The sequence below is a fragment of the Mesorhizobium sp. M0618 genome (genome assembly GCF_040320765.1).
In the GTDB taxonomy this organism is placed as follows: domain Bacteria; phylum Pseudomonadota; class Alphaproteobacteria; order Rhizobiales; family Rhizobiaceae; genus Mesorhizobium.
Genome location: NZ_JAMYQH010000032.1, coordinates 15,586 through 40,613 on the forward strand (window position 1 = coordinate 15,586; position 25,028 = coordinate 40,613).

General features: G+C 62.3%; 26 protein-coding genes. 14 read left to right on the forward strand and 12 right to left on the reverse strand.

The window, feature by feature from the left end:
* Positions 1 to 55: 55 nt before the first annotated feature.
* From NKJ04_RS27260 to NKJ04_RS27280, 5 genes are all read right to left on the reverse strand, one after another.
* Positions 56 to 793: a dienelactone hydrolase family protein gene (locus NKJ04_RS27260; protein ID WP_352552479.1), complete on the reverse strand. Its 738-nt coding sequence runs from the start codon at positions 791 to 793 to the stop codon at positions 56 to 58.
* 104 nt (positions 794 to 897) lie between these two features.
* Positions 898 to 2,193, reverse strand: coding sequence for a CynX/NimT family MFS transporter (locus NKJ04_RS27265; protein WP_352552480.1), 1,296 nt, complete (start codon positions 2,191 to 2,193; stop codon positions 898 to 900).
* Positions 2,190 to 2,867, reverse strand: coding sequence for a FadR/GntR family transcriptional regulator (locus tag NKJ04_RS27270; protein ID WP_352678285.1), 678 nt, complete (start codon positions 2,865 to 2,867; stop codon positions 2,190 to 2,192). The genes NKJ04_RS27265 and NKJ04_RS27270 overlap by 4 nt, the downstream gene beginning before the upstream one ends.
* 100 nt (positions 2,868 to 2,967) lie before the next feature.
* Positions 2,968 to 3,663: a 4Fe-4S dicluster domain-containing protein gene (locus tag NKJ04_RS27275; protein ID WP_352678287.1), complete on the reverse strand. Its 696-nt coding sequence runs from the start codon at positions 3,661 to 3,663 to the stop codon at positions 2,968 to 2,970.
* 89 nt (positions 3,664 to 3,752) lie between these two features.
* Complete coding sequence (locus NKJ04_RS27280) at positions 3,753 to 5,327, reverse strand: trimethylamine methyltransferase family protein (RefSeq protein ID WP_023812310.1); 1,575 nt, start codon at positions 5,325 to 5,327, stop codon at positions 3,753 to 3,755.
* 274 nt (positions 5,328 to 5,601) lie between these two features.
* On the opposite strand from NKJ04_RS27280, the gene NKJ04_RS27285 reads away from it, so the two are divergent.
* Positions 5,602 to 6,300, forward strand: a complete 699-nt coding sequence (locus NKJ04_RS27285; RefSeq protein ID WP_352678289.1) for a cobalamin B12-binding domain-containing protein — start codon at positions 5,602 to 5,604, stop codon at positions 6,298 to 6,300.
* A gap of 84 nt (positions 6,301 to 6,384) precedes the next feature.
* Here the strand turns inward: NKJ04_RS27285 and NKJ04_RS27290 are convergent, their stop codons facing one another.
* Complete coding sequence (locus NKJ04_RS27290) at positions 6,385 to 6,525, reverse strand: EncA/B family entericidin (RefSeq protein ID WP_352678292.1); 141 nt, start codon at positions 6,523 to 6,525, stop codon at positions 6,385 to 6,387.
* A 64-nt stretch (positions 6,526 to 6,589) separates the two neighbouring features.
* Between NKJ04_RS27290 and NKJ04_RS27295 the strand changes: the two genes are divergently transcribed.
* The 10 genes from NKJ04_RS27295 to NKJ04_RS27340 all read left to right on the forward strand — a co-directional run bounded on the left by NKJ04_RS27295 (position 6,590) and on the right by NKJ04_RS27340 (position 15,715).
* Positions 6,590 to 7,219: a DUF1638 domain-containing protein gene (locus NKJ04_RS27295; protein WP_352678295.1), complete on the forward strand. Its 630-nt coding sequence runs from the start codon at positions 6,590 to 6,592 to the stop codon at positions 7,217 to 7,219.
* Positions 7,220 to 7,332: 113 nt separating this feature from the next.
* Positions 7,333 to 7,908 carry a DUF4893 domain-containing protein gene (locus NKJ04_RS27300; protein ID WP_352678297.1) on the forward strand — a complete coding sequence of 192 codons (576 nt, stop codon included), beginning with the start codon at positions 7,333 to 7,335 and terminating at the stop codon, positions 7,906 to 7,908.
* Positions 7,909 to 8,001: 93 nt separating this feature from the next.
* Positions 8,002 to 8,784: a formyl transferase gene (locus tag NKJ04_RS27305; protein WP_352678300.1), complete on the forward strand. Its 783-nt coding sequence runs from the start codon at positions 8,002 to 8,004 to the stop codon at positions 8,782 to 8,784.
* 203 nt (positions 8,785 to 8,987) lie between these two features.
* Positions 8,988 to 9,290, forward strand: a complete 303-nt coding sequence (locus NKJ04_RS27310; protein WP_023812316.1) for a virulence factor — start codon at positions 8,988 to 8,990, stop codon at positions 9,288 to 9,290.
* Positions 9,283 to 9,921, forward strand: a complete 639-nt coding sequence (locus NKJ04_RS27315) for a methylenetetrahydrofolate reductase C-terminal domain-containing protein (protein ID WP_352678303.1) — start codon at positions 9,283 to 9,285, stop codon at positions 9,919 to 9,921. The genes NKJ04_RS27310 and NKJ04_RS27315 overlap by 8 nt, the downstream gene beginning before the upstream one ends.
* Complete coding sequence (locus tag NKJ04_RS27320; protein ID WP_023812318.1) at positions 9,918 to 11,009, forward strand: methylenetetrahydrofolate reductase; 1,092 nt, start codon at positions 9,918 to 9,920, stop codon at positions 11,007 to 11,009. Before NKJ04_RS27315 ends, NKJ04_RS27320 begins: the two co-directional genes overlap by 4 nt.
* An 81-nt stretch (positions 11,010 to 11,090) precedes the next feature.
* Positions 11,091 to 12,065 carry a methyltetrahydrofolate cobalamin methyltransferase gene (locus NKJ04_RS27325; protein ID WP_023812319.1) on the forward strand — a complete coding sequence of 325 codons (975 nt, stop codon included), beginning with the start codon at positions 11,091 to 11,093 and terminating at the stop codon, positions 12,063 to 12,065.
* On the forward strand, positions 12,016 to 14,166 hold the full coding sequence (locus NKJ04_RS27330) for an ASKHA domain-containing protein (RefSeq protein ID WP_352678306.1): 2,151 nt from the start codon (positions 12,016 to 12,018) through the stop codon (positions 14,164 to 14,166). Before NKJ04_RS27325 ends, NKJ04_RS27330 begins: the two co-directional genes overlap by 50 nt.
* A gap of 188 nt (positions 14,167 to 14,354) precedes the next feature.
* The gene (locus NKJ04_RS27335; protein ID WP_348629751.1) at positions 14,355 to 14,534 is read left to right on the forward strand and encodes a hypothetical protein; all 180 of its coding nucleotides are present in this window, start codon (positions 14,355 to 14,357) and stop codon (positions 14,532 to 14,534) included.
* 233 nt (positions 14,535 to 14,767) lie between these two features.
* The gene (locus NKJ04_RS27340) at positions 14,768 to 15,715 is read left to right on the forward strand and encodes an alpha/beta hydrolase (RefSeq protein ID WP_023812323.1); all 948 of its coding nucleotides are present in this window, start codon (positions 14,768 to 14,770) and stop codon (positions 15,713 to 15,715) included.
* Positions 15,716 to 15,741: 26 nt separating this feature from the next.
* On the opposite strand, the gene NKJ04_RS27345 is transcribed toward NKJ04_RS27340, so the two are convergent.
* Entirely contained in the window at positions 15,742 to 16,641 is a 900-nt protein-coding gene (locus tag NKJ04_RS27345; protein WP_013531163.1) for a LysR substrate-binding domain-containing protein, read from the reverse strand.
* A 218-nt stretch (positions 16,642 to 16,859) separates the two neighbouring features.
* Between NKJ04_RS27345 and NKJ04_RS27350 the strand changes: the two genes are divergently transcribed.
* From NKJ04_RS27350 to NKJ04_RS27360, 3 genes are all read left to right on the forward strand, one after another.
* The gene (locus tag NKJ04_RS27350; RefSeq protein WP_032930657.1) at positions 16,860 to 17,045 is read left to right on the forward strand and encodes a hypothetical protein; all 186 of its coding nucleotides are present in this window, start codon (positions 16,860 to 16,862) and stop codon (positions 17,043 to 17,045) included.
* A gap of 338 nt (positions 17,046 to 17,383) precedes the next feature.
* Entirely contained in the window at positions 17,384 to 17,518 is a 135-nt protein-coding gene (locus NKJ04_RS27355) for a hypothetical protein (RefSeq protein WP_023812324.1), read from the forward strand.
* Positions 17,519 to 17,863: 345 nt separating this feature from the next.
* On the forward strand, positions 17,864 to 18,802 hold the full coding sequence (locus tag NKJ04_RS27360) for a GlxA family transcriptional regulator (protein ID WP_352678310.1): 939 nt from the start codon (positions 17,864 to 17,866) through the stop codon (positions 18,800 to 18,802).
* Between the two features lie 76 nt (positions 18,803 to 18,878).
* On the opposite strand, the gene NKJ04_RS27365 is transcribed toward NKJ04_RS27360, so the two are convergent.
* From NKJ04_RS27365 to NKJ04_RS27385, 5 genes are all read right to left on the reverse strand, one after another.
* The gene (locus NKJ04_RS27365) at positions 18,879 to 19,220 is read right to left on the reverse strand and encodes a peptidase inhibitor family I36 protein (protein ID WP_352678313.1); all 342 of its coding nucleotides are present in this window, start codon (positions 19,218 to 19,220) and stop codon (positions 18,879 to 18,881) included.
* A 155-nt stretch (positions 19,221 to 19,375) separates the two neighbouring features.
* A complete protein-coding gene (locus NKJ04_RS27370; RefSeq protein WP_352439861.1) occupies positions 19,376 to 20,224 on the reverse strand; it encodes a DUF1194 domain-containing protein in 849 nt (282 codons plus the stop codon).
* A gap of 84 nt (positions 20,225 to 20,308) precedes the next feature.
* Entirely contained in the window at positions 20,309 to 22,870 is a 2,562-nt protein-coding gene (locus NKJ04_RS27375; protein ID WP_352439860.1) for a GcvT family protein, read from the reverse strand.
* Between the two features lie 154 nt (positions 22,871 to 23,024).
* A complete protein-coding gene (locus NKJ04_RS27380; protein ID WP_352678316.1) occupies positions 23,025 to 23,783 on the reverse strand; it encodes an FkbM family methyltransferase in 759 nt (252 codons plus the stop codon).
* Positions 23,780 to 25,012, reverse strand: a complete 1,233-nt coding sequence (locus tag NKJ04_RS27385) for a hypothetical protein (RefSeq protein WP_352678318.1) — start codon at positions 25,010 to 25,012, stop codon at positions 23,780 to 23,782. The genes NKJ04_RS27380 and NKJ04_RS27385 overlap by 4 nt, the downstream gene beginning before the upstream one ends.
* Positions 25,013 to 25,028 lie beyond the last annotated feature (16 nt).

Sequence of the window (25,028 nt, forward strand, 5' to 3'; positions counted from 1 at the left end):
GCCTGATACCGCGAACGGGACGGGCAGCCAACAGGCAAGAACAGCCGCGGAAGGCTTAGATCAGCGTCTCGGCGAACAACGTCGTCAGCCGCTTCCAATGACGTTCGGCACCCGCGGCGTTGAAAACGCTATGATCGGGCACGCACCAGCCATGCGCCATCCCGGCATAGTTCTCGATGACATGATCGACTTCAGCGACCCGCAGCGCTTCGGCCAGCCGCGCCGACTGTTCCGGCGGGAAACTCCTGTCGACGCCGGATGTGCCGACATAGACGCGCCCCTTGATGGAGGCTGCCTTGCGATGCGGGCTGTCGGCGGCGTCGCTGGCCAGATTGCCGCCATGGAAGCTTGCGGCCGCTTTTATCCGGTCGGGATAGGTTGCAGCCGCATTCAATGATCGACCGCCGCCCATGCAATAGCCGACGGTGCCGATCGGCCCGGTGATGCCCTCGGCAGCAAGCGCATCGAGGAACGCATCGCCGTCGCTGATGGTCATGTCCTGTGTCGTGCCGCTGACCAGCGCCATCAGCGGGATTTTGGTCTTTTCCTCGGCGAACGCGGTCTTGGCGTCGAACGGCCCGTAGGGCGCATTGCGGTAGAATAGGTCGGGCACCAGCACCGCATAGCCTTCATTCGCCAGGCGGTCGGCCATACTGTCGAGCGCCGGCCGCGGACCGAAGGCGTCCTGATAGAGAATGACGCCGGCCTTGGCAGGAGATGCGTTTGCCGAGCGGAAAAGCCCAGCATTGGCAACACCATCCCTGGTCTTGATCTGAAGGTCGTGTTTCGTCATCGCCCGCTCCGTTCGACTGATGCGCGATACATAGCCGCGCAAGCCTATACGGCAAGGCGTTCCCTGAACCCGGCAGTCAACATTTCGTGCAGGATTGCGTGACGCTATTGCTCGCCCTCGCGCACGGTCCGCGCGCCGACATGCAGCGCACGGCCGGCACCGAGCCCCATGATGGCTACGCCAAGCCCGAGCGCGACGAACAGGAACGCCGTCCCCGAAAAACTGCCGGTCCAATCGCGGATCAGGCCCACCAGCAGCGGGCCGAATGCCGCCAGTACATAGCCGACGCCTTGCGCCATGCCTGAAAGATGCGCGGCGACATGCGAATCCGGCGAACGCAGCACGATCAAGCTCATGGCAGCCGCGATCAGGCCACCCTGCCCGATGCCTTGCAGGACCGCCCAGAACAGCACCGTCGACGTCGGCGCAAAGAGAATGCCGAGCAGCGCGATCACCGCTATGGCAACGAGCGCCACATTGATGCCGCGCTGGTCCTTCAGCCGCATCGCAAAGGATGGCACGGCGAGGCACGTGATGACCTGCGCCATCACCGACACCGAAACCATCGCGCCGGCGGTGGCCGCGTCAAAGCCGCGCTCGCGCAGGATCGGCGCCAGCCAGCCGAAGATGCAATAGGCAAGTGCCGACTGCAGCCCCATGAACAGCGTCACCTGCCAAGCCAGGCGATCGCGCCAAAGCCCGACGACGTGAAAGCCGCGATGACTGACCTGCCGACGGCTGCCCAGCGCCTGCGGGATCCAGATCAGCAGCACGACCAGCGTCGGCACCGCCCAGGCAGCGAGCGCTCCCGACCATGAACCGGTGACAAAATGCTCGATCGGCAGCGTGAAGCCGGCAGCGGCAGCCGAGCCGGCGCAGAGCGCCATGGTGTAGAACCCGGTCATGATAGCGGCCCTGTCGGCGAAATCGCGCTTCACCAGGCCCGGCAGCAGCACATTGCCGATGGCAATCGCGCCACCGGCCAGGAATGTGGCGACAAACAGCAGGGGAACCGTACCGAACCAGCGCAGGCCGGTTCCCAGCACCAGCAAGGCGAGCGCCCCGAGCAAAGTGCGCTCGGCTCCATAGCGCTGCGCAAGCCTTGGCGCGAAGGGCGCGAACAGGCCGAGGCACAGGACGGGCAGCGTCGTCAGCAGGCTGGCGCCCGTCGTCGAAAGACCGGTTGCCTGCATCACCTCGGGCAACAGCACCGACAGGCTGGAAAACAGCGGCCTCAAGCTGAAGGCGATCAGCACAAGGCTTGCGCCAAGCATGATGCGCGCCGCACGGCTGCGCAGTTCAGGCGGCTGCGGCATGGGCAGGCTGTCGGCCTCGGCATCGACGAGTTCCAGACCCTCGACCTCGGCCTTCGGATCAGGCTGACGAAAACTCTGGTTCATTGCGAAAGCAGTCTTTCAAGTTGGGCAAGCACCGGCGCCATGAAGGCTCGGACGGCGGCAACGGCGCGCTCGGGATCGCTCGCGGCAATGGCGTCGACGATTGCCGCATGCGCCTGGTGGTCCGGTTCGGGCAGATCGCCGTCGATGGTGGCATGGATGGTCTCGGTGATGGCGGCGGTGAAGAAGTCATAGAGCTCCATCATCGCCCTGTTGCCGGACGCCGCGACGACGGATTTGTGGAAAGCAAGATCGCGCCGGATGAAGGCTTCGCTTCCGCCGTCGGCGACGGTGCCGCGCGCGGCAAGCAATTGCCGCATCCGCTCGAGGTCGGCTGGCGTGTGACGCAAGGCGGCGAGCCTCGCGGCCTCGAGGTCCAGCGCCGCCCGCGCCTCCCACTGATCGCGCAAGCCGCTGCGTTTGACCCGGTCAAGCGCGGCAGAAGTATCGACGGCGGAGCGCACATAGGTGCCCGAGCCCTGACGCGTATTCAGCAACCCCTGCGAGACCAGCACCCGCACCGCCTCGCGGACGGTGCCCCGACTGACCGACAGAAGGTCGGTCAGAGCTGCCTCGTTGGGGATACGCTCGCCGACACCCCAGCGGCCCCTGACGATTTCAGCCCGCAGGCTCTCGGTGGCGCTGTCGGTGAGATTGGTTCGGATAGCAGGTTGCATCGGCCTATTCATCAAGTCATCAGATGACTTGATGAATAGGCTTGGTTCTAACTGCCGTCAAGATGCTCGAAGCGAACGAGCACCACGCAATGGGAATGGATCAGTTGGTGGCGCGTGCGAAGCTCGCCATGTGGTAGGCCTGAACCTCCGGCGGATAGCGATACTCCGTGCCATAGGGGCACGCATTGCGATCAAGGCAGCCGCCGCTGCGGCAAGGCGAGCCGCCGGCTCCACGCACATGCGCCAGGCAGGATTGATAAGCAAATCCTTGCGCGGAATAAGCGTCGACCGGGCAGGATTTCAGGCAGGGTTTCTCGACGCAGCTATCGCAAAGATGGGCCCCCGGCTCAGCGGCTTGAACCGGAAGCTCGTCGTCGAACAGCAGCGCACCGCGATAGGCGTGCCAGAGCCCATAGTGCGGATGCATGAGGATGCCGAGCGGTGACGGCTTCAGCCCCTCCGCCCGCATCGCCCATTGCTGGAACGGCAGATAAGGCTTGTCCGACGGAGAAATCGCCCGTGCGCCAAAATCCTGCGCCACCGCGCCGATCACCTCACGCGACCAGGTGTCGAGCGGATTGGCGATTTGCTCCGGCTGGCTTTCGCGCCAACGCAGGAAATACGGCCAGGGTGCCGCGCCCGCCTGCCCTACCAGCAGGACGGCCGCTGCCGGCGCACCAGATGATCCCGTTGGCGGCGCATTGCCTGTTGTAAAATTGAAGCCGCCGCGAAGAACAAGGCCGTTGGCGTGAAGCGCCGCAGCAATGCGGTCAACGCTGCCGGCGGGCGCAATCATTCCTTCTTGACCGGATCGGAGAACGCGCTCCGCCAGACTTCCTTGTGGATGATGTTGGCGACTTTAGCCCCGCCTGACTCGGGCTCCTTTCAAGTGAAGGCGTCGGGCATCGACCCCTTCTTCTTGGCGATGAAGTCCTGCAACGCTTCGTCGATGCTCGGATCGAGATACGGCGCCTCGTAGCTTTCCAGCCAGCGGCGGGCAAGTTCGTTGGCACGCTGCGGCGCTGTCTTCTCGCCTTCGGCCAGCCACTGCTCGTAGGAATTGTTGTCGGCGATGTTGGAGCGGTAGAAGGCGGTCTGGAAATTGGCCTGGGTGTGGTCGCAGCCGAGATAGTGGCTGCCCGGGCCGACCTGGCGGATGGCGTCCATCGCCTGGCCGTTTTCCGACAGATCGACGCCCTCGGAAAACTTCTGCGTCATGCCGAGCTGGTCGATGTCCATCATGAATTTCTCGTAGCAGGACGCCAACCCGCCCTCGAGCCAGCCGGCCGAATGCAGCACGAAATTGGTGCCGGCCAGGATGGTCGAGTTCAGCGTGTTGGCGCTTTCATAGGCCGCCTGAGCATCCGGAACCTTGGACGCGCAGAGCGAGCCGCCGGTGCGGAACGGCAGGCCCAGCCGACGCGCCAGCTGCGCGGCGCCATAAGACACCAGCGACGGCTCCGGCGTGCCGAAGGTCGGCGCTCCCGACTGCATCGAAATCGACGAGGCGAAGGTGCCGAACAGCACCGGCGCGCCGGGACGGATCAACTGCGTGAACGAGGCGCCGGCCAGCACTTCGGCCAGGACCTGCGTTAGCGTGCCGGCCACCGTCACCGGGCTCATCGCGCCCGCAAGGATGAACGGCGTGACGATGCAGGCCTGGTTGTGGCGCGCATAGACTTTCAGCGCGCCGAGCATGGTCTCGTCGAACACCATCGGCGAGTTGGCGTTGATCAGGCTGGTCAGCACCGTGTTGTTCTCGACGAAATCGTCGCCGAACACGATCTTGGCCATGGCGACGGTGTCTTCGGCGCGTTCCGGCGCGGTCACCGAGCCCATGAACGGCTTGTCGGAATATTTGATGTGGCTGTAGATCATGTCGAGGTGGCGCTTGTTGACCGGCACGTCGACGGGCTCACACACCGTGCCGCCCGAATGGTGGATCGACGGCGCCATATAGGCGAGCTTCACGAAATTCTGGAAATCCTCGATCGTCGCATAACGCCTGACGCCATCGAGGTCACGCACGAAGGGCGGACCGTAGACCGGCGCAAAGACGGTGGCATTGCCGCCGATCTGCACCGAACGCTCGGAATTGCGCGCATGCTGGGTGTAGACGGACGGCGCGGTCTTGAGCAGCGAACGGCACAGCCCCTTCGGAAAGTGCACGCGCTCGCCCTTGACGTCGGCGCCGGCCTCTTTCCACAGTTGCAGCGCTTCCGCGTCATCACGGAAGATGATGCCGATCTCCTCGAGCACCGTGTCGGTGTTCTTTTCGATCAGCGCCAGGCCTTCCTCGTCCAGCACCTCGTAAACGTTGATCTTGCGTTTGATGTAGGTGAGCTGCGTACCCGGGCCACCGCCCGAACGTGCTGCCCGCCGGGCTGCAGCCCCGCCGCTGGCGCCACGCCCACGTCGCGCGTTTGACGCTTCCTGATCGACTGCCGCGTGTTCGCTCATGGTGGTTCTTCCCTGAATCTGTTCTTGTCTGGAATCCATAGCGGCTGCATCTCGCCGCTTCTTGCCAGATCGTAGCCATGCACCCTATTCGAAACGGCCCGCCAGCGCCAACGCCTGTCGCAAAATCGACAAGAATTCCAAGAGAGTTACGGTCGCTTTCCTTTTGCGGGAAGTCGCAAATCAGCTATGGATACATGCCCTCAGCGGGTTAGGTATGAACGCGAAGATGTGTGCCTTGCGACATGGTCGCGATGCCGGCAGGAGCTCGATACAAATGTCCGACGACGAGATCATCCTTTCCGAACTTTCCGACGACGAGTTGGTGCAGCAGATGCACGACGATCTCTATGACGGGCTGAAGGAAGAGATCGAGGAAGGCACCAACATCCTGCTCGAGCGCGGCTGGGTGCCCTACAAGGTGCTGACCGAGGCACTGGTCGAAGGCATGCGCATCGTCGGCGAGGATTTTCGCGACGGCATCCTGTTCGTGCCCGAAGTACTGTTGTCGGCCAATGCGATGAAGGCCGGCATGTTCATCCTGCGTCCGCTGCTCGCCGCCACCGGCGCGCCGAAGCAGGGCAAGATGGTCATCGGCACCGTCAAGGGCGACATCCACGACATCGGCAAGAATCTCGTCGGCATGATGATGGAAGGTGCTGGCTTCGACGTCATCGATCTCGGCATCAACAATGCGGTCGAGAAATATCTCGATGCGATCGAACAGCACCAGCCGGACATCATCGGCATGTCGGCACTGCTGACCACGACCATGCCTTACATGAAGGTCGTCATCGATACGATGAAGGAAAAGGGCATCCGCGACGATTATGTCGTGCTGGTCGGCGGCGCGCCGCTGAACGAGGAATTCGGCAAGGCCGTCGGCGCCGATGCCTATTGCCGCGACGCTGCGGTGGCCGTGGAGACCGCGAAGGACTACATGAAGCGCAAGCACAATTTGCGGGCTTCGGCCTGATTGGCCGTTTCGGCATGGATATCAAGAAAGCCGCGCCTTGCAGCGCGGCTTTTTTGTTCCCAGATGAAGAAGGCCGAGCGCGGATCAGGGATTGTTGACGGTGTCCTCGACCGCATTGGCAGTTGATTTGACGTCCTTGCCGACGCCGCGGACGGTGTTCGCACAGGCCGTGAGGGCCAGGGCGCAGGCCAGAATGGCAATTGGCGTGATGCGTAGCAGTTTCATGGACGGTGTCTCCCTCAATAGATAAATTAGCCCCACAGCAACGAAGGCCGGCTCGACTGGCTCCATGGTCAAGACGCAAAAAACGAAACCGAATCAAGACGACAGGCTGCTGGTTATCGCCTGTGGGATGATTGCGCGCGAAGTTCTGGCCGTCAAGGAACAGCTCGGACTGGATCACCTCGACCTGACCTGCCTGCCGGCGGAATTCCATTTCTATCCCGACCGCATCGCCCCGGCCATGGACAAGGCAATCGAAAAGGCCAAGGCGGAAGGCTACGTCAACATCTTCGTCGGCTATGCCGATTGCGGCACCGGCGGCCTGCTCGACCGTATATGCGAGAAGCACCGTGTCGAGCGCATGGCCGGGCCCCACTGCTTTGCCTTCTATCAAGGCATGGAAGCCTACGCGAAAATCGCCGACGACGACATGATGTCGTTCTACATGACCGACTTCCTCTGCCGGCAGTTCGACGCCTTCTTCATGAAGCCGCTTGGCCTCGACAAGCACCCGGAGTTGATCACGGACTATTTCGGCAACTACGAAAAGCTGATCTACCTGGCCCAGACCAACGATCCGGAACTCGACAAGGTCGCCGAAAAAGCCGCAAAAATGCTTGGTCTCGTCTATGAACGCCGCGCAACCGGCTACGGCGACCTGACGGCCGGAATGGCGCAGGCGGCTGCACACGCCTGAAGCAATTCTTGACCCGCCATGCTCCAACCCTGGATGACAGGCCATCGAGAACGGGTAAGTTGTGCGCCACAAGGCAACAGACCCTCCAGCCATTCGAACGTGGAAACGCACCGATGACACCTCGCCTCTTGATAGCCGCACTCGGTCTCCTCTGTTTCGCCCTGCCCGCTCATGCCGATGGCGAGATACAAAAACTGATCACCCCAGCCGACAAGGCACGGCTCGACAAATATGGCGAGACCCGCAAGGCAGCGCTCGCCGAGGCGAAGGCGGGCGACCCGGCCGAGGTCAAGCAACTCGACACCTTGCTGGCAAAACCGCTGGTGGCCTTCTCCGACAAGGACCTGACCGGCAGCTGGCGGTGCCGCACCATCAAGGCCGGCGGATCTCTGCCGCTCGTCATCTATGGCTGGTTCAAATGCAAAGTGACTGACGACGGTTCCGGCTGGCGGCTGGAAAAGATCAGCGGCTCGCAACGCACCAAGGGCCGTTTCTTCGACGATGGCGAGAAACGCGCGATCTATCTCGGCTCCTTCTATGTCAACAACGATCCGGCAAAGCCCTATGGCAGCGGCCCGCAAACCGACCAGGTCGGCTATGCCTTCCGTAACAGCGCCAAGGAATGGCGCATCGAATTCCCGGCGCCCTACTATGAATCGAAGCTCGATATCATCGAATTCAAGCGCTGACCGGGCATCGAAGAGCTGATCACCAAGGATTAACCCGGACGCCCTAGCATCCGCCCATTGTCGAGAACGGGTTGCTTGGAGGGGGCAAGATCCATGGCAGCATCAGAATCCAGTACGCGTCCGATCGTGGTCGTCACCGGCGGCGGCCAGCATGTCTGGGCTATGATCAATGCAATCGCCGATCGCGTCGGTCCTGTCAGCGTTGTCCTCGAAACACCTGAATCCAAAAAGCGATTGCTGCGTGGCCGGGCTCGCCGCCAGGGCTGGATCTCCGCCATGGGCCAGCTTGGCACGATGGTGCTGAGCAGGTTGGGCAAGCGATTCCTGGCCGGCCATAGCGCGCGATTGATTGCCGAGGAGAAGCTGGAGGTTGAGCCGCGACCAGGCCAGGAGATCATCCAAGTAGCCTCGGCCAATGGGCTTGAGTGCCTGCAGGCGATTCAGAAGATCCGGCCAGGCGTTGTGCTGCTCAACGGTTGCCGACTAATCTCGGCTGAGATGCTGAGCAAAATGCCCTGCCCGGTGCTCAACTACCATGCGGGCATCACGCCGAAATATCGCGGCATGAATGGCGGCTATTGGGCTCTGGTATCAGGCGATGCGCAGAATTTCGGCACGACTGTCCACCTCGTCGACGCTGGCGTCGACACTGGTGGCGTGCTGAAGCAGGCGCGCGGCAGATCTAAAAAAGGCGATACCATCTCAAGTCACGCGCTACGCCAGACGGCGTTCTCACGCGACATCTGCGTCGAGGCCGTCAGCGATGCACTGGCTGGAAAACTCACGACGATCGATCCCGGCCTGCCTTCGAAGCTGTGGTATCATCCGACGATCTGGTTCTACGTCTGGACGGGCCTCAGAACCGGCATCTGGTAGCGAGTTCCTCGCCCGTATCCGCATGCCGCACGCTGGCTCTTCCGGCGCGTCGAACCTGCCGCCAGCACACGCCGCAAACGAATAAACCCACCTTTCATTTTACGACATCCAAATGCGTCGCTTTTGAATGCGCGCGCGTCGTCCCATAACAAGCGGCCCCACTGCGCTTCCGGCAATGCTCGCAGATCGAGGAGTGAGAATTCATGGCCGATCTGATCGTCGTCTACTGGCGCGACATCCCAGCCCAAATCATCGTCAAGAAGGGCCGGCAGAACGCCAAGCGCGAACTGCCGCTGCGCTTCACCGAGGCGATCGACATGTGCGCGATGCGCACTGGCGCCGGCGGCACCGACGATTATCTGGCCGAATGGCGCAAGGCCGATCCCGTCCCGGTCGGCGACGACCTCGAAGCCGAGGTCGAGAAGGCATTCAACGATATCGACACGAAATACGACCGCGAGCGGCTGGTCGCCCTGGTCAAGGCAGGCGGCAAAGAAAATGTCTGAAACCATTCCTGCCAAGGATGGCCAAAGGGTTGTCCAGCCGGTTACCCAAGCCACTCTGGTCAAGAAGGCAGCGCCGAAATCCGACTACAAGCCGGCCGACGTGTCGCCGCAGCGGCGCGTGCAGCGTTCCTTTGCGGTTCGGCTGTGGTCGATCAGGCATTCGCGTCTGCTCGAATGGTTCTACGCCAAATTCGCCGACATGTTTCTGCTCCTCCATCCCCTCTGGAAGGGCATAGGCTACGGCCGCGTCGAAGGACCGATCAAATTCGTCGAGAAGCGCGTCAAGGGCTTCATGTTCGACTGCCGCATGTGCGGCCAGTGCATCTTGTCCTCGACCGGCATGTCGTGCCCGATGAACTGCCCCAAGCAATTGCGCAACGGCCCTTGCGGCGGCGTCCGCGCCAACGGCAATTGCGAGGTCGAGCCCGATATGCCCTGCGTCTGGGTCAAGGCCTGGGAAGGCTCGCAAAACATGGTGCACGGCGACAGGATCCTGACCGTGCAGAAGCCGGTCGACCAGTCACTGCGCGAAACCTCGGCCTGGCTGCGGGTGACCGCGCAGGCGGCCACCGCGCGCGAAGCGGCCGCTGCCGCCAAGAATGGGGCGGCAAACACCGGGGCATCGGCATGATCGGCCGCCAGCGCGACGAGAATCCGGCCGGCATCGATCTGCCGCTCGATCCCCTGCCCGGCCATACTTCGCGCGGCCGGCTGGAGCGCGTGCTTCGGCGCGGCGAGTTCGCGGTGACGACCGAGCTCAACCCGCCCGACAGCGCCGATCCGGAAGACGTCTACAACAGGGCAAAAATCTTCGACGGCTGGGTCGACGCCATCAACGCCGTCGACGCATCGGGCGCCAATTGCCACATGTCGTCAGTCGGCATCTGCGCGTTGCTGACCCGCATGGGCTATGCGCCGATCATGCAGATCGCCTGCCGCGACAAGAACCGCATCGCCATCCAGGGCGACGTGCTGGGCGGGGCCGCGATGGGCGTCGCCAACATGCTGTGCCTGACCGGAGACGGTGTGCAGGCTGGCGACCAGCCGGGCGCCAAGCCGGTATTCGATCTCGACTGCATGTCGCTCTTGGAAACCTGCCGCATCATGCGCGACAACGGCAAGTTCCTGTCCGGCCGCAAGCTGACGACGCCGCCGCAGCTTTTCCTGGGTGCTGCGATCAACCCGTTCGCGCCGCCGATCGATTTCCGGCCGCATCGCCTGGGCAAGAAGATCGCCGCCGGCGCGCAATTCGTACAGAGCCAATATTGCTTCGACGTGCCGATGTTCCGCACCTACATGCAAAAGGTGCGCGACCTCGGCTACACCGAAAAATGCTTCATCCTGGTTGGCGTCGGCCCGTTGGCCTCGGCCAAGACGGCCAAATGGATCCGCTCCAACGTGCCTGGCATCCATATCCCCGATTCTGTCATCAAGCGGCTGGAAGGCGCCCAGGACCAGAAGAAGGAAGGCAAGCAGCTCTGCATCGACATCATCAACGAGGTGAAGGAAATATCAGGCGTTTCCGGCGTCCATGTGATGGCCTACCGGCAGGAGGAATATGTCGCCGAGATCGTCGATGAATCGGGCGTGCTCAAGGGCCGCCAGCCGTGGAAGCGTGAGATTCGCCGCGACGACCAGATGGTCGCCGATCGGCTCGAGCACATACTGCACGACGACATTACCGAAACGCAGGTGGATATGGTGAAGACCGCGCACTGACGGCGCGGACGGCCACCCATTCGCTTGAACGAAAACAGACAACGATATAAAGAAATCTTTATATCACGGCGGAGAGACTTCATGACCCGTACCATTGTCGCCTCGGCGACACGAGAAATCATCATCGGCTTCGACCAGCCGTTCTGCGTGATCGGTGAACGCATCAATCCGACCGGCCGCAAGAAGCTGGCCGCCGAGATGATCGCGGGCAATTTCGAGACCGTCATCAGGGACGCATTGGAGCAGGCAGCCTGCGGCGCCACCATGCTCGACGTCAACGCGGGCGTCACCTCGGTCAATCCGAACGAGACCGAACCCGGCCTCTTGGTGCAGACGCTGGAGATCGTGCAAGGGCTTGTCGACCTGCCGCTGTCGATCGACAGCTCCGTCACCGCCGCGATCGAAGCCGCGTTGAAGGTCGCCAAGGGCCGCCCGCTGGTCAACTCCGTCACCGGCGAGGAAGAAAAGCTCGAAGCCATCCTGCCGCTGGTCAAGAAGTACAATGTGCCTGTCGTCGCCATCTCCAACGACGAGACCGGCATTTCGATGGACCCGGACGTGCGCTTTGCCGTCGCCAAGAAGATCGTGCAGCGCTGCGCCGATTTCGGCATCCCCGCGCATGACGTCGTCGTCGACCCGCTGGTCATGCCGATCGGCGCGCTGGGCGATGCCGGCCGCCAGGTCTTCGCGCTGCTGCGACGCCTGCGCGAAGAGCTCAAGGTCAACACCACCTGCGGCCTGTCCAACATCTCCTTCGGCCTGCCGCATCGCCACGGCATCAACGCCGCCTTCATCCCGATGGTGATCGGCGCCGGCATGACGTCAGCCATCATGAACCCGGTGCGTCCGCAGGAAATGGAAGCCGTGCGCGGCGCCAATGTGCTGAACGGCACCGACGAGAACTGCACCAACTGGATCCGTACCTACAAGGACTATAAGCCGGCAGAAGGCGGCCAGGCCGTTGCCGCCCCGACGCAGGTCAATGCGCCGGGCGACGGCGCCGGCAATGGCGGTCGCCGCCGTGGAGGTCGTGAAGCCCGGATGGGCCGAGGATAAGCGCGCAATCGTGAACTCACCTGCAAACATCACCGATCCGCTCGTGCTTTTCATGCCGTCCGGCAAGCGCGGGCGGTTTCCTGTCGGCACGCCGGTGCTTGATGCCGCGCGCCAGCTTGGTGTCTATGTCGAAAGTGTGTGCGGCGGACGCGCCACCTGCGGGCGCTGCCAAATCGAAGTGCAGGAAGGCAATTTCGCCAAGCACAAGATCACCTCCTCCAACGACCACATCACGCCCAAGGGTGCCAAGGAAGAGCGCTATGAGCGCGTCCGCGGCCTGCCCGAACGGCGCCGCCTCTCTTGCTCGGCGCAGATCCTCGGCGACCTCGTCATCGACGTGCCGCAGGATACGGTCATCAACGCGCAGACCATCCGCAAGGATGCCGACACCAGGGTGATCGCCCGCGATGCGGCGATCCGCATGTGCTATGTCGAGATCGAAGAACCCGACATGCACAAGCCGCTCGGCGATCTCGACCGGCTGAAGATCGCGCTGATGCACGACTGGGGCTTGAAAAGCCTTGATTTCGATTTTCATCTGCTGCCGCAGGTGCAAGGCATCCTGCGCAAGGGCAACTGGACGGCGACCGCCGCCATCTACAAGGATGCCGACTCAGAGACAGCGCGCGTCGTGGCGCTGTGGCCCGGCCTCAAGAACGAAGCCTATGGGCTGGCTTGCGACATCGGCTCGACCACCATCGCCATGCATCTGGTATCGCTGCTGTCGGGCCGCGTCGCCGCCTCGTCCGGCACGTCGAACCCGCAGATCCGCTTCGGCGAGGATCTGATGAGCCGCGTCTCCTATGTGATGATGAACCCGGATGGTCGCGAAGGCATGACGGTTGCCGTGCGTGAGGCGATCTCGGGCCTGGTCGACAAGGTCTGCGCCGAAGGCAATGTCCAGCGCAACGACATCCTGGACAGCGTCTTCGTCGGCAATCCGATCATGCACCATCTGTTCCTCGGCATCGATCCGACCGAGCTTGGCGGCGCGCCCTTTGCGCTGGCCGTTTCGGGCGCCGTGCATATCAAGGCATCCGACATCGGCTTGAAGCTCAACCAGGGCGCCAGGCTCTACATGCTGCCTTGCATCGCCGGCCATGTCGGAGCGGACGCGGCGGCGGTGACGCTGTCGGAAGGCCCGCATCGCCAGGACGAGATGATGCTGATCGTCGATGTCGGCACCAATGCCGAGATCGTACTCGGCAATCGCCAGCGGGTGGTTGCGGCTTCCTCGCCCACCGGCCCTGCCTTCGAGGGTGCCGAAATCTCCGGCGGCCAGCGGGCAGCACCCGGCGCCATCGAGCGCGTGCGCATCGACCCAGACACGCTGGAGCCGAAATACCGCGTCATCGGCTCGGAACTGTGGTCCGACGAACCGGGCTTCCTGGAGAGCGTCCAGGCAACCGGCGTCACCGGCATCTGCGGTTCCGGCATCATCGAGGTGGTGGCCGAGATGTATCTCGCCGGCATCATTTCCGAGGACGGCGTCATCGACGGCGGGCTTTCGGCCCGTTCGCCGCGCGTCACCGCCAACGGCCGCACCTTCTCCTATGTGCTGAAGGAAGGCTCCGCCGCATTGACGGAAGATGGGCCGAAGATCACCATCACCCAGACCGATGTGCGCGCCATTCAGCTTGCCAAGGCAGCGCTTTATGCCGGGACCAAGCTGTTGATGGAAAAGCAGAACACCGAGCATGTCGACCGCATCCATTTCGCCGGCGCCTTCGGCTCCTTCATCGATCCGAAATACGCCATGGTGCTCGGGCTGATCCCGGATTGCGACCTCGACAAGGTCTCGGCCGTCGGCAACGCCGCAGGTGCCGGCGCCCGCATGGCGCTGCTCAATCGCGGCTACCGCCGCGAGATCGAGGACACGGTCAGCAAGATCGAGAAGATCGAGACGGCGCTGGAACCGAAATTCCAGGAGCATTTCGTCTACGCCATGGCGCTGCCCAACAAGGTCGATCCGTTCCCAAAACTGTCGGCAGCGGTGAAACTGCCGCCGCGCAAGACGGTCAGCGAGGACGGTGTTGCCGGCGACGCTGCTCCGCGACGGCGTTCGCGCGAAGGCCACGCCGCCAGGCGTGGACGGGAATAAGCGGCCGCGCCCACCGCCTTTCCAAACTCATTTGCATGCAAATGTTTCCGGATCGCTTGATCCGGAAACCAAAACGCTGTTTTCGTGAAATTCGCCAGATACATGGCAGGCGCATTCAACCGGCATCGAATGGCAGGCTGGAGATATCTTTCAGCCGTCGCAACGCTCCAGAGGAGACAACGATGTCAATGCTCGAAAGCCTCGGCCGCTATGGCACGGCCATCAAGAATGCTCACGACCGCAGCAAGGCGCGGCGCTTGTTGAACAGCCTGCCGCCTGAGATTCAGAAGGACATCGGCTGGCCGGTGTCGCCGCGGTCCAGCGAAAAGGCAGCACTCATCAACACCATCTGGAGCGCCGCGCGCTGATGACCTTCGCCGACAAATGCAAATTGCTCGGCATGCGCCGGGGATCTCGCATGTCCCCGGCGACCACCAGCAACCGGCTGCGTGCCGCACTTTTGCCGCGCCGCTGAGCACCGCGGCGCGGATCACACCACCGTGTAGATACGGCGCGAATCTTGACATTTTCGGCCACGGCACGATCTTCGAAGATAGTGGGGGTTCTCTTAGTCGGCTTTGGCCGAAGTTCGCGTATCCGCATGCCAAGTTTGAAAAGCCATGTCGTGTCTTTTGTCCTGCGGCACAGCCGCAAGCAGGCATTTGCCAGTCCGGAAAATCTGCAGCGCTGGATCGCGGCCGCGCGCAAGACCGAGAACCACCGGCCGCCCGCCTCGCTGCACCAGCGTCTCGACATCGAGATGCATACGGTCGATGGCTTCCCCGTCTACGAAATCGCACCCAGGACCGGCGAAAAGAAGCGGATTCTCTACTTGCACGGTGGTGCCTATGTCTTTGAAATCACACCCTATCATTGGCACCTAATCGCCGAGATGGCGGATCGGCTGGGCTACGGGATCACGGTGCCGATCTATCCAATCGCTCCCGAACACGATTTCCATGCCATGTTCGGAATGGTTGGCGATGTCTACCGGCAGATGCTCACCGAGACGGAAGCCGAAGACATCGTCTTCATGGGCGATTCCGCCGGCGGCAATATGGCTGTGGTGTTGACCATGATGGCCGCCGAAGAAGGACTGCCCCTACCGTCGCGGCATGTGCTCATTTCGCCGGGTCTCGACGTGTCGCTCACCAATCCCGCAGTGTTCGAGGCGGAACGCAACGACCCTTGGCTGGGCATAGCTGGCGGACGAGAGGCAATTCGCCTGTACAGTGCCGGCATCGATCCCAGCGATTGGCACATCAGCCCGGTCTATGGAGATTTGTCCGTGCTGCCAAGAACGCTGCTTTTGACCGGCTCGCGCGATCTTTTGACTCCCGACAATCTGATCTTCGCCGAAAAAGCCCGCGCAGCCGGCGTTGAAATCGATCTTGTCTATGAGGAAGGCATGTTCCACGTCTGGCCGCTGATCGACATGCCGGAAGCGCGGCGCGCCCGCGAGCGCATCGTCGAATTTCTCGGGGAGAGCCGGATCGTACAAGATACGAGATTAAGGCCTGAACAGCGCCCAGCCGAAGCGGCGGAGTAGCTTATATAATCGTCCTTACCAGCCGGTCAGAACTTGCCGGTTTCCCGAAACACTTCGAAGGTCGCGCGAATGTGGTCGGCAACGGCCTTGACCGGGGCACTGGCATCCGGCGCCACAACCATCGCCAGATTGTAGGTCCCGATGTCGGGCATGCCGTCCTTCGGGCAGAGTTCGACCATGTCATTGCCGAGGAACGACTTCGGCAATGGCGCCACGGCGAGATCGGACATGATCGCGGCGCGCTGGCCGGCCGTGTGTGCGCTCATATAGGCGATGCGGTAGTTGCGGCCCTCGCGGCCAAGCGCGTCGAGCGCCCCGGCACGCCAGGCGCAGCCCTCTTCCCAAAGCGACACCGGCAAGGGCTCGCGCAAATGCGCGCAGCCGCCCTTGGCGCCGGCCCAGACGATCGGCTCGGTCAGCAGCACCTCGGCGCCGAGCGCGCTGGTCTTGTAGGAATTGGTCAACAGCGTGATGTCGAGCGCCCGGTCGTCCATGCGCCGGCGCAGATTGCTGCTCTGGTCTATGGTGACGTCGACGGCGATCGACGGATGCGACTGCGCGAAACGCTTCAACACATGCGGCAGCACGCGCTCACCGTAATCGTCCGGCGAGCCAAGCCGCACCACACCGACAATCTCGGGAATGATGAACTTCGACACCACCTCGCGATTGATGGACAGCAGCCGGCGGGCATAGCCGAGCAGCATCTCGCCGTCCGTCGTCAGCGACACCGAGCGAGCGTCGCGCGCGAACACGGAGCGGCCGAGGATGTCCTCCAGCTTCTTGATCTGCATGGAAACGGCCGACGGCGTGCGGAACACGGCATTGGCGGCGGTGGTGAAGCTGCCGGTCTCGGCAATCGCCACGAACGTGCGCAAAACATCGAGATCGAGCAGTGGCAGCGGATGATTGAGCGGGGCGTTCATGGCAACCGACCTTCAATTTTTCTGATACAAAACATCATTCCATTTCGTTTGATTGAACATCAGAATGGGAGGATAGTCAACTCCATCGAAGCAGTAGCTGCCACAAGCAGCCATGAAACGACCTCGACACAGACCTGCATTCGACACGAAATGAAGTTGAAACAAACCCGCAGTAGCCAACTCGCTGTCTGGCACTAGCCAACCCAAAGGAGAAAGAGATGTCTATCCTGTCGTCCCTTGGTCGCATCGCGACCGAATTCAGCGCGGCACGCGCCCGCTACCAGACCGAGCGCGCTATCCGCTCCCTGCCGATCGAACTGCAGAAGGACATCGGCTGGCCTGAAGCTTCCGATACCAAGACCGGTACTCGCAACGGCGTCGGATCCTGGGCTGGAGCAAAGTAGATCGTGTGTACCATGTGCTGAAGGCCTGCCGCGCAGCCCGCCCGGCAGGCCTTCTCTGTTTTACTTGTATTCAACTGAGCTTTGGAGCCATGTCGCCGGCGCATGACGCATATGAGAAAGCCGCATAGCGGCTCCTGTTTCCAATTAATGCCTTGTAAATAATCGTAAATTTTGGGCACCTTGCTCAAATCTGTCGCTATCGATGTCGCATTTCATATCAAGCGCTTCGCTTTTGCGATTTAGTTTCTGCTTACACAAGCCTATATCGGCGCCAGCAAACGAGCTGCCCCACTCCATCAAGCGAAGGCGACCCGTCTAAGCAACAAATGGAGATGATTATGAAGCTTTTTGCACGCCTCTTTGCCCGCCGCGAAATGAACCTGACCACCGCTCTCGAGCGTCAGCGTCTTGCCAACACCATGCCCGGCCAGACCGGCGCCATGAATGCGGCGCGCCTCGGCTTCATCGCCTGAAGATTTCTAGAGGCAGCGCATCCCTGCCGCTGCTTTAAAACTGCAACGCCGCCTGGCTCCAGCCAGAGCGGCGTTTTGTTCTGCGCGCAGGCCGTACGTTGCCCGTCCCTTGAACAGTTCGTGCCACTTCCAGGGCTCGCTGCACGCCGATTGCCCATTTGCGACCCATGTCGCAAATTTAATCTTGTCGTAGCGGCGTAGCCGATTGACAGACATGGTTTTTCCTGATGTCGCTATGCTATTCGCGACATCCTGTTCGCGCCATGGCTGTGTGAGGTTCCCTTGAACGCGGTAAAGCATCCGATCAAGCGATCGTTTGTATTCTTCCTTATTCCCGATTTCACCATGATCGCTTTTGCGACCGCGCTCGACCCGCTGCGCTCGGCCAATCGCATGCTCGGCTACGAGGCCTATCGCTGGCGCCTCGCCAGCATCGACGGCAAGCCGGTGCGCGCCTCGAACGGGGTCGAATGCGCGGTCAACACGTCGCTCGAGGATGAGCGCAAGAAGATGGCAGGTCCCGACCGGCCGAACATGGCCATCGTCTGCAGCGGCATCAATGTCGAGCGCTACCAGAACAAGTCCGCCTTCGCCTGGCTGCGCGAGGAATACAATCGCGGCGTCGCCGTCGGCGGCCTGTGCACCGGCGCGCATATACTCGCCGCCGCCGGGCTTCTGTCCAACAAGCGCTGCGCCATCCACTGGGAGAACCTGCCGGGCTTTTCCGAAGCGTTCCCGAAGGCCAATGTCTTTGCCGACCTCTTCGAGATCGACCAGAATATCTACACCTGCGCCGGCGGCACCGCCGCGCTCGACATGATGCTGAAGCTGATCGGCGACGACTTTGACGAGAACCTCGTCAACCGCGTCTGCGAGCAAGTGCTGACCGACCGCGTACGCAGCCCCACCGACCGCCAGCGCCTGCCGTTACGCGCCCGCCTCGGCGTCCAGAACTCAAAGGTGCTGACCATCATCGAACTGATGGAGGGCAATCTGTCGGAGCCGCTGTCACTGATCGAGATCGCCGACCATGTCGACCTGTCCCGCCGCCAGATCGAGCGGCTGTTCCGCACCGAGATGGGCCGCTCCCCCGCCCGCTATTATCTCGAAATCCGGCTCGACCGCGCCAGGCATCTCTTGATCCAGTCCTCGATGCCGGTGGTCGAGGTGGCGGTCGCCTGCGGCTTCGTCTCGGCCTCGCATTTCTCCAAATGCTACCGAGAACTCTACGCCCGCTCGCCGCAGCAGGAGCGCGTCGACCGCAAGCAGATGCTGGCGGCCTGATCCGATACGCCCACGGACAAACAGGCTAGTGTCATGATATCGTCAGGCAGCGGCGTCCCGCTGCCTGAAACCAACCTCAGTAATCGTCGCAGGTGCATTCCGCCGAGGAGATACGGTCGTTCCAGTCACTGCCGCCCAAATTGCGGATCCTGCGCGTGATCTCGATCGAGCGGCCGCCCATCCGAGAATCCTCATAGGCCACGAGCGTGCAGCCGCGGCGAACGATCACCGACGACACACGGTCATTCCAGAACTGGCCGCCACGAAAATTTACGGAATCCTCGGCACCCATGCCGATGGACCGCCCGCGAAAATTCCCGTTCTCGAACATGATGCAGGCAGCCTGGTTGTATTGGGCGCTGGCGACGTCGGCATACAGCAAGGACGCGACCGCGGTCAGGATGGCAAGACGTCTCATCGGTGTTTCCTCGGTTTGGCAGCGTTCCTGGCTGGATCACGCGGCCTGCCCAGTTTGCCACTGCTTCGGTAGCGGAGGCAAGCCTGGAGCTTAAGCCCGAGCAGATAGGCAGTGGGAGCCGGTTCGGTCAAAGATCACGCTCAATGGGAAGAGCTTTAGCGGCTGTCGAACATCCAGCTCCGGTTTCGCCACATTTTCTCGCCGACCAGACAGTCGGTGGTGGACCTCTCCTGTGCCAATATCACCGGCGGATGGGCGGCTTCTTCCGCCGCCCATTGCGGCGAGGCCGGGCCGGCGAGTTCCAACACCAGCTTGCGGCGAATGGCTTCGGGAAACTGCGTCCAGTCATTGACCGGGATCATGAAGGCTCCGGGACCACCAATGACGCAGTCGCTGTAGTAGCGATCGAGATTGCTGACGTCGTAGGCGCCGGTGAAGCCGCCTCGCGTCATCAGCGGCAGGCCGTTGATGACGATGCCTTGCTTGATCAGCTCGTCGCGGGTCAGGTTGACCGGCGCGCCCTGATTGTTGGGGCCGTCGCCCGAAATGTCGATGACCCGCTTCGTGCCTCGGTAGCCGCTTTCGGCGAACAGGTCGTTGCCGAACTCCAGCGCTCCGGAGATCGAGGTGCGCCGCGCGCTGTTGGGCGGCTGCGCCGACAACTGCGCAACCACGCGCTCGGCGTCGGTGCGGCTGGCGATCACCGTCCACGGCACGATGACGCGCTGCCAGGTGGTACCGGCCCATTCGACATAGGTGACGGCGATCTTGCCATGGGCGCCGTCGGCAATGGCCTGCAGCACATTGTCGTGCGTCAGCGCGGCTGCGTAGCCATGACGCTGGATCTCGAGCTCGTCCGGTGACATCGACAGCGAGACATCGACGGCCAGCACCAGCTCGACATCGACGGGCTCGTCAGCAAGGGACGCCGGCGCCAACCAAAACGTCAGCGCGAACGCGGCACAGCCCGAAAGCAAATGTCTAGCACAGGCAAAAGCAGACATTCCGCAAGGGTAAGCGAAAGCAGCCCGTTTAAAAAAGGAAAAGCCCGACCAAGGCCGGGCTTTGCGTTCTCAAATTCTGCTGCTTCAACTGCGCGGCTTCAAATTCTCCGGATCATAAAGCGGCTTGTAGCCGACAGCGGCGACTTCGACCGGATATGTCTCGCCGAAATACTCGATGGTGAGCTTGCGGCCTTCCTGGGCGTAGGCCCATGGCAGATAGGCGAGGCCGATGTTCTTGCCGATGGTCGGGCCATAGGCCATCGACGTGGTGAACGACCGGCGGCCGAGTTCGTCGACCAGCGTCTCGCCGGTCTTCGGGTCCATCACCGGCATCGTGCCGACAGGATAGCGGGCAACGCCTTTGGAATCGACATTACTGGTCATCACCAGCGTGCACAGCATGGCCGGTTGGTGCTCGCGGGCGCGGTATTCGACATGTTTGGCCTTGCCGCAAAAGTCGTTCTCCTTGACCTTCGGACGCGCAAGATCGGCTTCGAGCAGGTTGTACTCGGTCAAAAGGTCGGCGTTCTGCAGGCGCAGGCTCTTTTCCATACGGCGGGTGTTGGCATAGGTCTCAACGCCGAAGGGCATCACGCCGGTCGAGCGCAGCGCGTTCCAGACAGCGAGACCGTCCTCGTAGCGCATATGCAGTTCCCAGCCCTGCTCGCCGACATAGGAGATGCGGAAAGCGCTGACATCCTTGCCGCCGATCCGGACCGGCTTGATCGCCGCGAATGGGAAGTTCTCAACAGAGAGCCCGTCCGGATTCTCGACCACCTTCTGCAACGTCGCCCGGGCGTTCGGCCCCCAGATGCCGATGGTGACATATTTCTCGGTCACGTCGGTGATGGTGACGTCGAAACCTTTGTCCTGTGCCGTGCGGCGCATGTACTGGAAGTCGCGCGGACCGGCGTCGGCGCCATCGATCAAACGACAGCGGTCGGCCATGCGGATGACGGTGAAGTCGGCGCGCACCATGCCTTCCTCGTCGAGGAAGTGAGTGTAGATGCCCTTACCGATGTTGTTGTCGCCGCCGATCTTGGCCGCGCACAGCCATTCCAGCAGCGCGACATGGTCGGGACCCTCGATGTCGTACATAGCGAAATGCGACAGGTTGACGATGCCGCAATCCTCGCTCATGGCGAGATGTTCGGCATTGGAGACGCGCCAGAAATGGCGGTTGTCCCATTCGTTCTCACGCACCGGCACCCGGTTGCCGTATTTTTCCAAGAGATGCTCGTTGGCGGCGTAGCCGTGGGCGCGCTCCCAGCCGCCAAGCTCCATGAAATAGCCGCCGAGTTCCTTCTCGCGTTCCCAGAACGGCGAGCGCCTGATGTTGCGGGCTTTCGAGAACGGCTCGCGCGGATGCACCGCCGGATTGTAGACCTTCATCGCCGTCTCGGTGCAGCGATCCCAGATGAATTGCTCCTTGGTCTGGTGCGGATAGAACCGTGCATAGTCGATGGCATGGTGATCGATCGCGGTGCGGCCGTCGGTCATCCAGTCGGCGATCAGCTTGCCCATGCCGGGACCATCCTTGACCCAGATGGCGACGGCATACCAAAGGCCCCGCACCTTCTGGCTTTCGCCCATGGACGGGCCGCCATCCGCGGTCACCTGCAAGAGACCGTTGAAGGAATGGCTCTCATTGTAGCCGAGTTCGCCGAGGATCGGCGTCAGTTCCATGGCGCGTTCGAGCGGTGCCAGGATCTGCTCCATGTCGAGGTCGCGCTGTGAGGGCGAAAGCCGCGCCTGGTCCTTCTCCAGCAGGTCGCGCGGATGGCAAAGGCGCGGATTGGTCTCTTCGTAGTAACCCCACTCGATCTGCCCGCCCTCGGCGGTCTTTGGATCGCCGGTGTCACGCATATAGGCCGAGTTGCCCTGGTCGCGCAGCAGCGGCCAGCCGATCTCCTTGCCGGTGCCGGCAAACTCGTTGTAGGGGCCGAAAAAGGTCAGCGGATGGTCGATCGGCATGACAGGCAGATCCTCGCCGACCATTTCCGCGATGAGCCGGCCCCATATGCCGGCGCAGACGATGACATAGTCGGCCTCGATGGTGCCGCGATCGGTCACCACGCCTGAAATGCGGCCGTCCTTGACGACAAGCGACCGAGCCGGCGTGTTGGCGAAGGATTTGAGCTTGCCCGAGGCTTCCGCCTGGTCGACCAGCTTGCCGGCGACCGTCTGCGAGCGCGGGATGACCAGACCGGCATCGGGATCCCACAGGCCGCCCTGCACCATCGCCTCCTCGATAAGCGGAAATTTTTCCTTGATCTCGGCCGGTTCGATCAGCCGGGCGCGCGTGCCAAACGCCTTGGCCGACGCGATCTTGCGCTTGATTTCTTCCATGCGGCTGTCGTCGCCGACACGTGCGACCTCAAGCCCGCCGATGCGCGCATAATGGCCCATCTTCTCGTAGAAATCGATGGAGTAGAGCGTCGTCCAGCACGACAGGAAATCGTGGCTGGTCGTGTAGCAGAAGTCAGAGGCGTGCGCCGTCGAGCCGATATCGGTCGGGATGCCTGATTTGTCGATGCCGACAATGTCATCCCAGCCACGTTCGATCAGATGATGGGCGATCGATGCGCCGACGATACCGCCAAGGCCGACGATGACGACCTTCGCCTTTTTCGGAAACTCTGCCATTGCCCGCGACTCCAAAGTGATAAAGCGGGCGGACTATAGGGCGGAGCGGCAGCACGATTGAAGCCTGTTTGCGACATTGGCAAAAAGCCGAGCGACCCGACGGCAGAATGCTTCACACCGGCGCCTGGGGCGGTTCGCTTTTCGGTGGGCTAACTCAGGCGAAGGCCCAGATGTCCTCGGCCTGGAAACCAACCTGATAGCCTGATGTCTTCAGCTTGACCACGACCTGGCCGATCTCGGCGGCCGGCAGCGCGCCAACCTCGACCTTGATCATGCCGGGACGGTAGCGCTTGAGGTCGAGCTGTTCGAAGACGATCCAGTCGGCGCCCTCGCAATCGACGAGGAAAGCGTCGATATGGCTGATGCCGTTGCGGTCGAGCAGCGTCTGCAAGGTCTCGGATGGCACCTCGATGTCCCTGAGGTGCGGTGCGAACTTGTTGAAGTTGGTGTCAGCCTCGCCCCAGGCATTCTTGCCCGACATCAGATTGGTGTCGGTGACCGACGAGCAGCCGATGAATTCGATGGGCAGCGTGCCGGCCTCGAGCGCGGCGGCATCGAAGGTGTGGACGGTGATCGTGCCCTTGGTCTTGGTAACGGCGACCGGCTCGATGATAAACCGGCTGGTGTCGGGGTAGTTGGCGCGCAGCCGTTTCTGATTGTACGGGATCGGTTCGACCAGCATCGCGCGCGCCCCGGTTATCCGGTGCAGCCACGGCGTGACGTCATCGAACAGCGCACCGTCGCAGGCGCCGACATTGACCATCTGGAACGGCCGTCCCGCCCCACCAAACCGCGCCTTCAGCGCCGCCCTGGCCAGGAATTTCGTGCCACGCAGCGACGGCCCGCGATCGAGAACGCCACTTGGAAGACCAAGCGACAGGGCAACGCGCGCCAGGCTGGAAAGCGAACTCATGACTTGTCTCCGGAAATGGCGTGCAAGGCGGCGGGACGCTTGCCGCGAGCCGCGGCCGCCCACAACGCCATGAACGGCGTCGCCAGCAGCAGGAATGGCGGGATCAGATGCGGGAAATAGATGCGCGTGTCGTGGATCGGGAAGACGGTGAACTTCGCCAGCGCACCGAGCACCAGCGCCGCAAACAGGATGCCGGCGCGGCGATCGAGACGGAAGCCGGCGCGGGAGGTGGCAAACCAGCCGGCCAGTGCCAGCACCGACACGCCGACCCAATTGTTCAGGCTGACCGCGCGCAACAGCGAGGCGGCAAACGCCCTAAGATAGGCGGTGACCGAGAATGGCGGTTCGAACCCGTCCATATTGTAATGCTGCTCGATGCTGGAGAACCACAGATGCGGCCACCAGCCGGGATGATGAGCCCAGTGCGAAATGGCGAAATAGGCGACGAAGGACGCGGCAAAGCCGGCCAGCGCGCCCCATGCCTTCTGCCGGAAGGCGACCAGCAACACCGCGAAAACAGCAAGGAAAACAATATTGTCCGGCCGCACCATAAAGGCGAGGAAGAGCAGGATCGCGGTTGCCACCTCGCGACCGCGGACATAGGCGTAAAGCCCGCCCAGCAACAGCGCCGAGCACAACAGGTCTGGCGTCGAGGCCCGCGCCGCATCGCCGAAATCAGCCATGATCAGCACCGCGCCGACCAAAGGCGCCAAGGCCAGCGCGCCCTCGGAGCGCAGCCAGAGCAACGTGATCGTGCCAAACAGCAGCACGGAGAACACTGAGACCAGTCGCATTGCCTCGACCGGCGACATCACCGCGCTCAGTGTCGACAGGATCTCGGCATAGAGGAACTTGATCCGGTACATGCCGAGCAGTGAATGGAAGTCGGCGGCATTCTCCGTCATGTGACTGCGGAAGCCGCCTCCATCGTCGGTCAGCGCCTTATAGTCGCCTGCGGACACGCCCGATTTGACAGTGTTGTAGGCATAGTCATGCAGCGCCTGCGCATCGGGATAGGTGCCTTCCTCCGATATAGCGAGATAGGGCAGCATGTCCCAGTTGGCGTCGGGCATCACCCAGGCGGTGAACGCTGTAAAAAGAATGTAGAGCGCGAAGGTCGCCGCGCCGATCGGTGCTGCCAGCCGCGCATAAGTCCCCTCGCCCCACGCCAGACCGGCTCCGATGAGGCGGTCGAGCGGGTTTTGTGGATCGGGCGACTTGGTCAGCATCGTTGTACCCAGCGAA

What these genes read in the sequence shown, in the direction of transcription:
- NKJ04_RS27260 (WP_352552479.1), bottom strand. Translation starts at nt 793, where the DNA reads ATGACGAAACACGACCTTCAGATCAAGACCAGGGATGGTGTTGCCAAT.
- NKJ04_RS27265 (WP_352552480.1), bottom strand. Translation starts at nt 2,193, where the DNA reads ATGAACCAGAGTTTTCGTCAGCCTGATCCGAAGGCCGAGGTCGAGGGT.
- NKJ04_RS27270 (WP_352678285.1), bottom strand. Translation starts at nt 2,867, where the DNA reads ATGCAACCTGCTATCCGAACCAATCTCACCGACAGCGCCACCGAGAGC.
- NKJ04_RS27275 (WP_352678287.1), bottom strand. Translation starts at nt 3,663, where the DNA reads ATGATTGCGCCCGCCGGCAGCGTTGACCGCATTGCTGCGGCGCTTCAC.
- NKJ04_RS27280 (WP_023812310.1), bottom strand. Translation starts at nt 5,327, where the DNA reads ATGAGCGAACACGCGGCAGTCGATCAGGAAGCGTCAAACGCGCGACGT.
- NKJ04_RS27285 (WP_352678289.1), top strand. Translation starts at nt 5,602, where the DNA reads ATGTCCGACGACGAGATCATCCTTTCCGAACTTTCCGACGACGAGTTG.
- NKJ04_RS27290 (WP_352678292.1), bottom strand. Translation starts at nt 6,525, where the DNA reads ATGAAACTGCTACGCATCACGCCAATTGCCATTCTGGCCTGCGCCCTG.
- NKJ04_RS27295 (WP_352678295.1), top strand. Translation starts at nt 6,590, where the DNA reads ATGGTCAAGACGCAAAAAACGAAACCGAATCAAGACGACAGGCTGCTG.
- NKJ04_RS27300 (WP_352678297.1), top strand. Translation starts at nt 7,333, where the DNA reads ATGACACCTCGCCTCTTGATAGCCGCACTCGGTCTCCTCTGTTTCGCC.
- NKJ04_RS27305 (WP_352678300.1), top strand. Translation starts at nt 8,002, where the DNA reads ATGGCAGCATCAGAATCCAGTACGCGTCCGATCGTGGTCGTCACCGGC.
- NKJ04_RS27310 (WP_023812316.1), top strand. Translation starts at nt 8,988, where the DNA reads ATGGCCGATCTGATCGTCGTCTACTGGCGCGACATCCCAGCCCAAATC.
- NKJ04_RS27315 (WP_352678303.1), top strand. Translation starts at nt 9,283, where the DNA reads ATGTCTGAAACCATTCCTGCCAAGGATGGCCAAAGGGTTGTCCAGCCG.
- NKJ04_RS27320 (WP_023812318.1), top strand. Translation starts at nt 9,918, where the DNA reads ATGATCGGCCGCCAGCGCGACGAGAATCCGGCCGGCATCGATCTGCCG.
- NKJ04_RS27325 (WP_023812319.1), top strand. Translation starts at nt 11,091, where the DNA reads ATGACCCGTACCATTGTCGCCTCGGCGACACGAGAAATCATCATCGGC.
- NKJ04_RS27330 (WP_352678306.1), top strand. Translation starts at nt 12,016, where the DNA reads ATGGCGGTCGCCGCCGTGGAGGTCGTGAAGCCCGGATGGGCCGAGGAT.
- NKJ04_RS27335 (WP_348629751.1), top strand. Translation starts at nt 14,355, where the DNA reads ATGCTCGAAAGCCTCGGCCGCTATGGCACGGCCATCAAGAATGCTCAC.
- NKJ04_RS27340 (WP_023812323.1), top strand. Translation starts at nt 14,768, where the DNA reads ATGCCAAGTTTGAAAAGCCATGTCGTGTCTTTTGTCCTGCGGCACAGC.
- NKJ04_RS27345 (WP_013531163.1), bottom strand. Translation starts at nt 16,641, where the DNA reads ATGAACGCCCCGCTCAATCATCCGCTGCCACTGCTCGATCTCGATGTT.
- NKJ04_RS27350 (WP_032930657.1), top strand. Translation starts at nt 16,860, where the DNA reads ATGTCTATCCTGTCGTCCCTTGGTCGCATCGCGACCGAATTCAGCGCG.
- NKJ04_RS27355 (WP_023812324.1), top strand. Translation starts at nt 17,384, where the DNA reads ATGAAGCTTTTTGCACGCCTCTTTGCCCGCCGCGAAATGAACCTGACC.
- NKJ04_RS27360 (WP_352678310.1), top strand. Translation starts at nt 17,864, where the DNA reads ATGATCGCTTTTGCGACCGCGCTCGACCCGCTGCGCTCGGCCAATCGC.
- NKJ04_RS27365 (WP_352678313.1), bottom strand. Translation starts at nt 19,220, where the DNA reads ATGAGACGTCTTGCCATCCTGACCGCGGTCGCGTCCTTGCTGTATGCC.
- NKJ04_RS27370 (WP_352439861.1), bottom strand. Translation starts at nt 20,224, where the DNA reads ATGTCTGCTTTTGCCTGTGCTAGACATTTGCTTTCGGGCTGTGCCGCG.
- NKJ04_RS27375 (WP_352439860.1), bottom strand. Translation starts at nt 22,870, where the DNA reads ATGGCAGAGTTTCCGAAAAAGGCGAAGGTCGTCATCGTCGGCCTTGGC.
- NKJ04_RS27380 (WP_352678316.1), bottom strand. Translation starts at nt 23,783, where the DNA reads ATGAGTTCGCTTTCCAGCCTGGCGCGCGTTGCCCTGTCGCTTGGTCTT.
- NKJ04_RS27385 (WP_352678318.1), bottom strand. Translation starts at nt 25,012, where the DNA reads ATGCTGACCAAGTCGCCCGATCCACAAAACCCGCTCGACCGCCTCATC.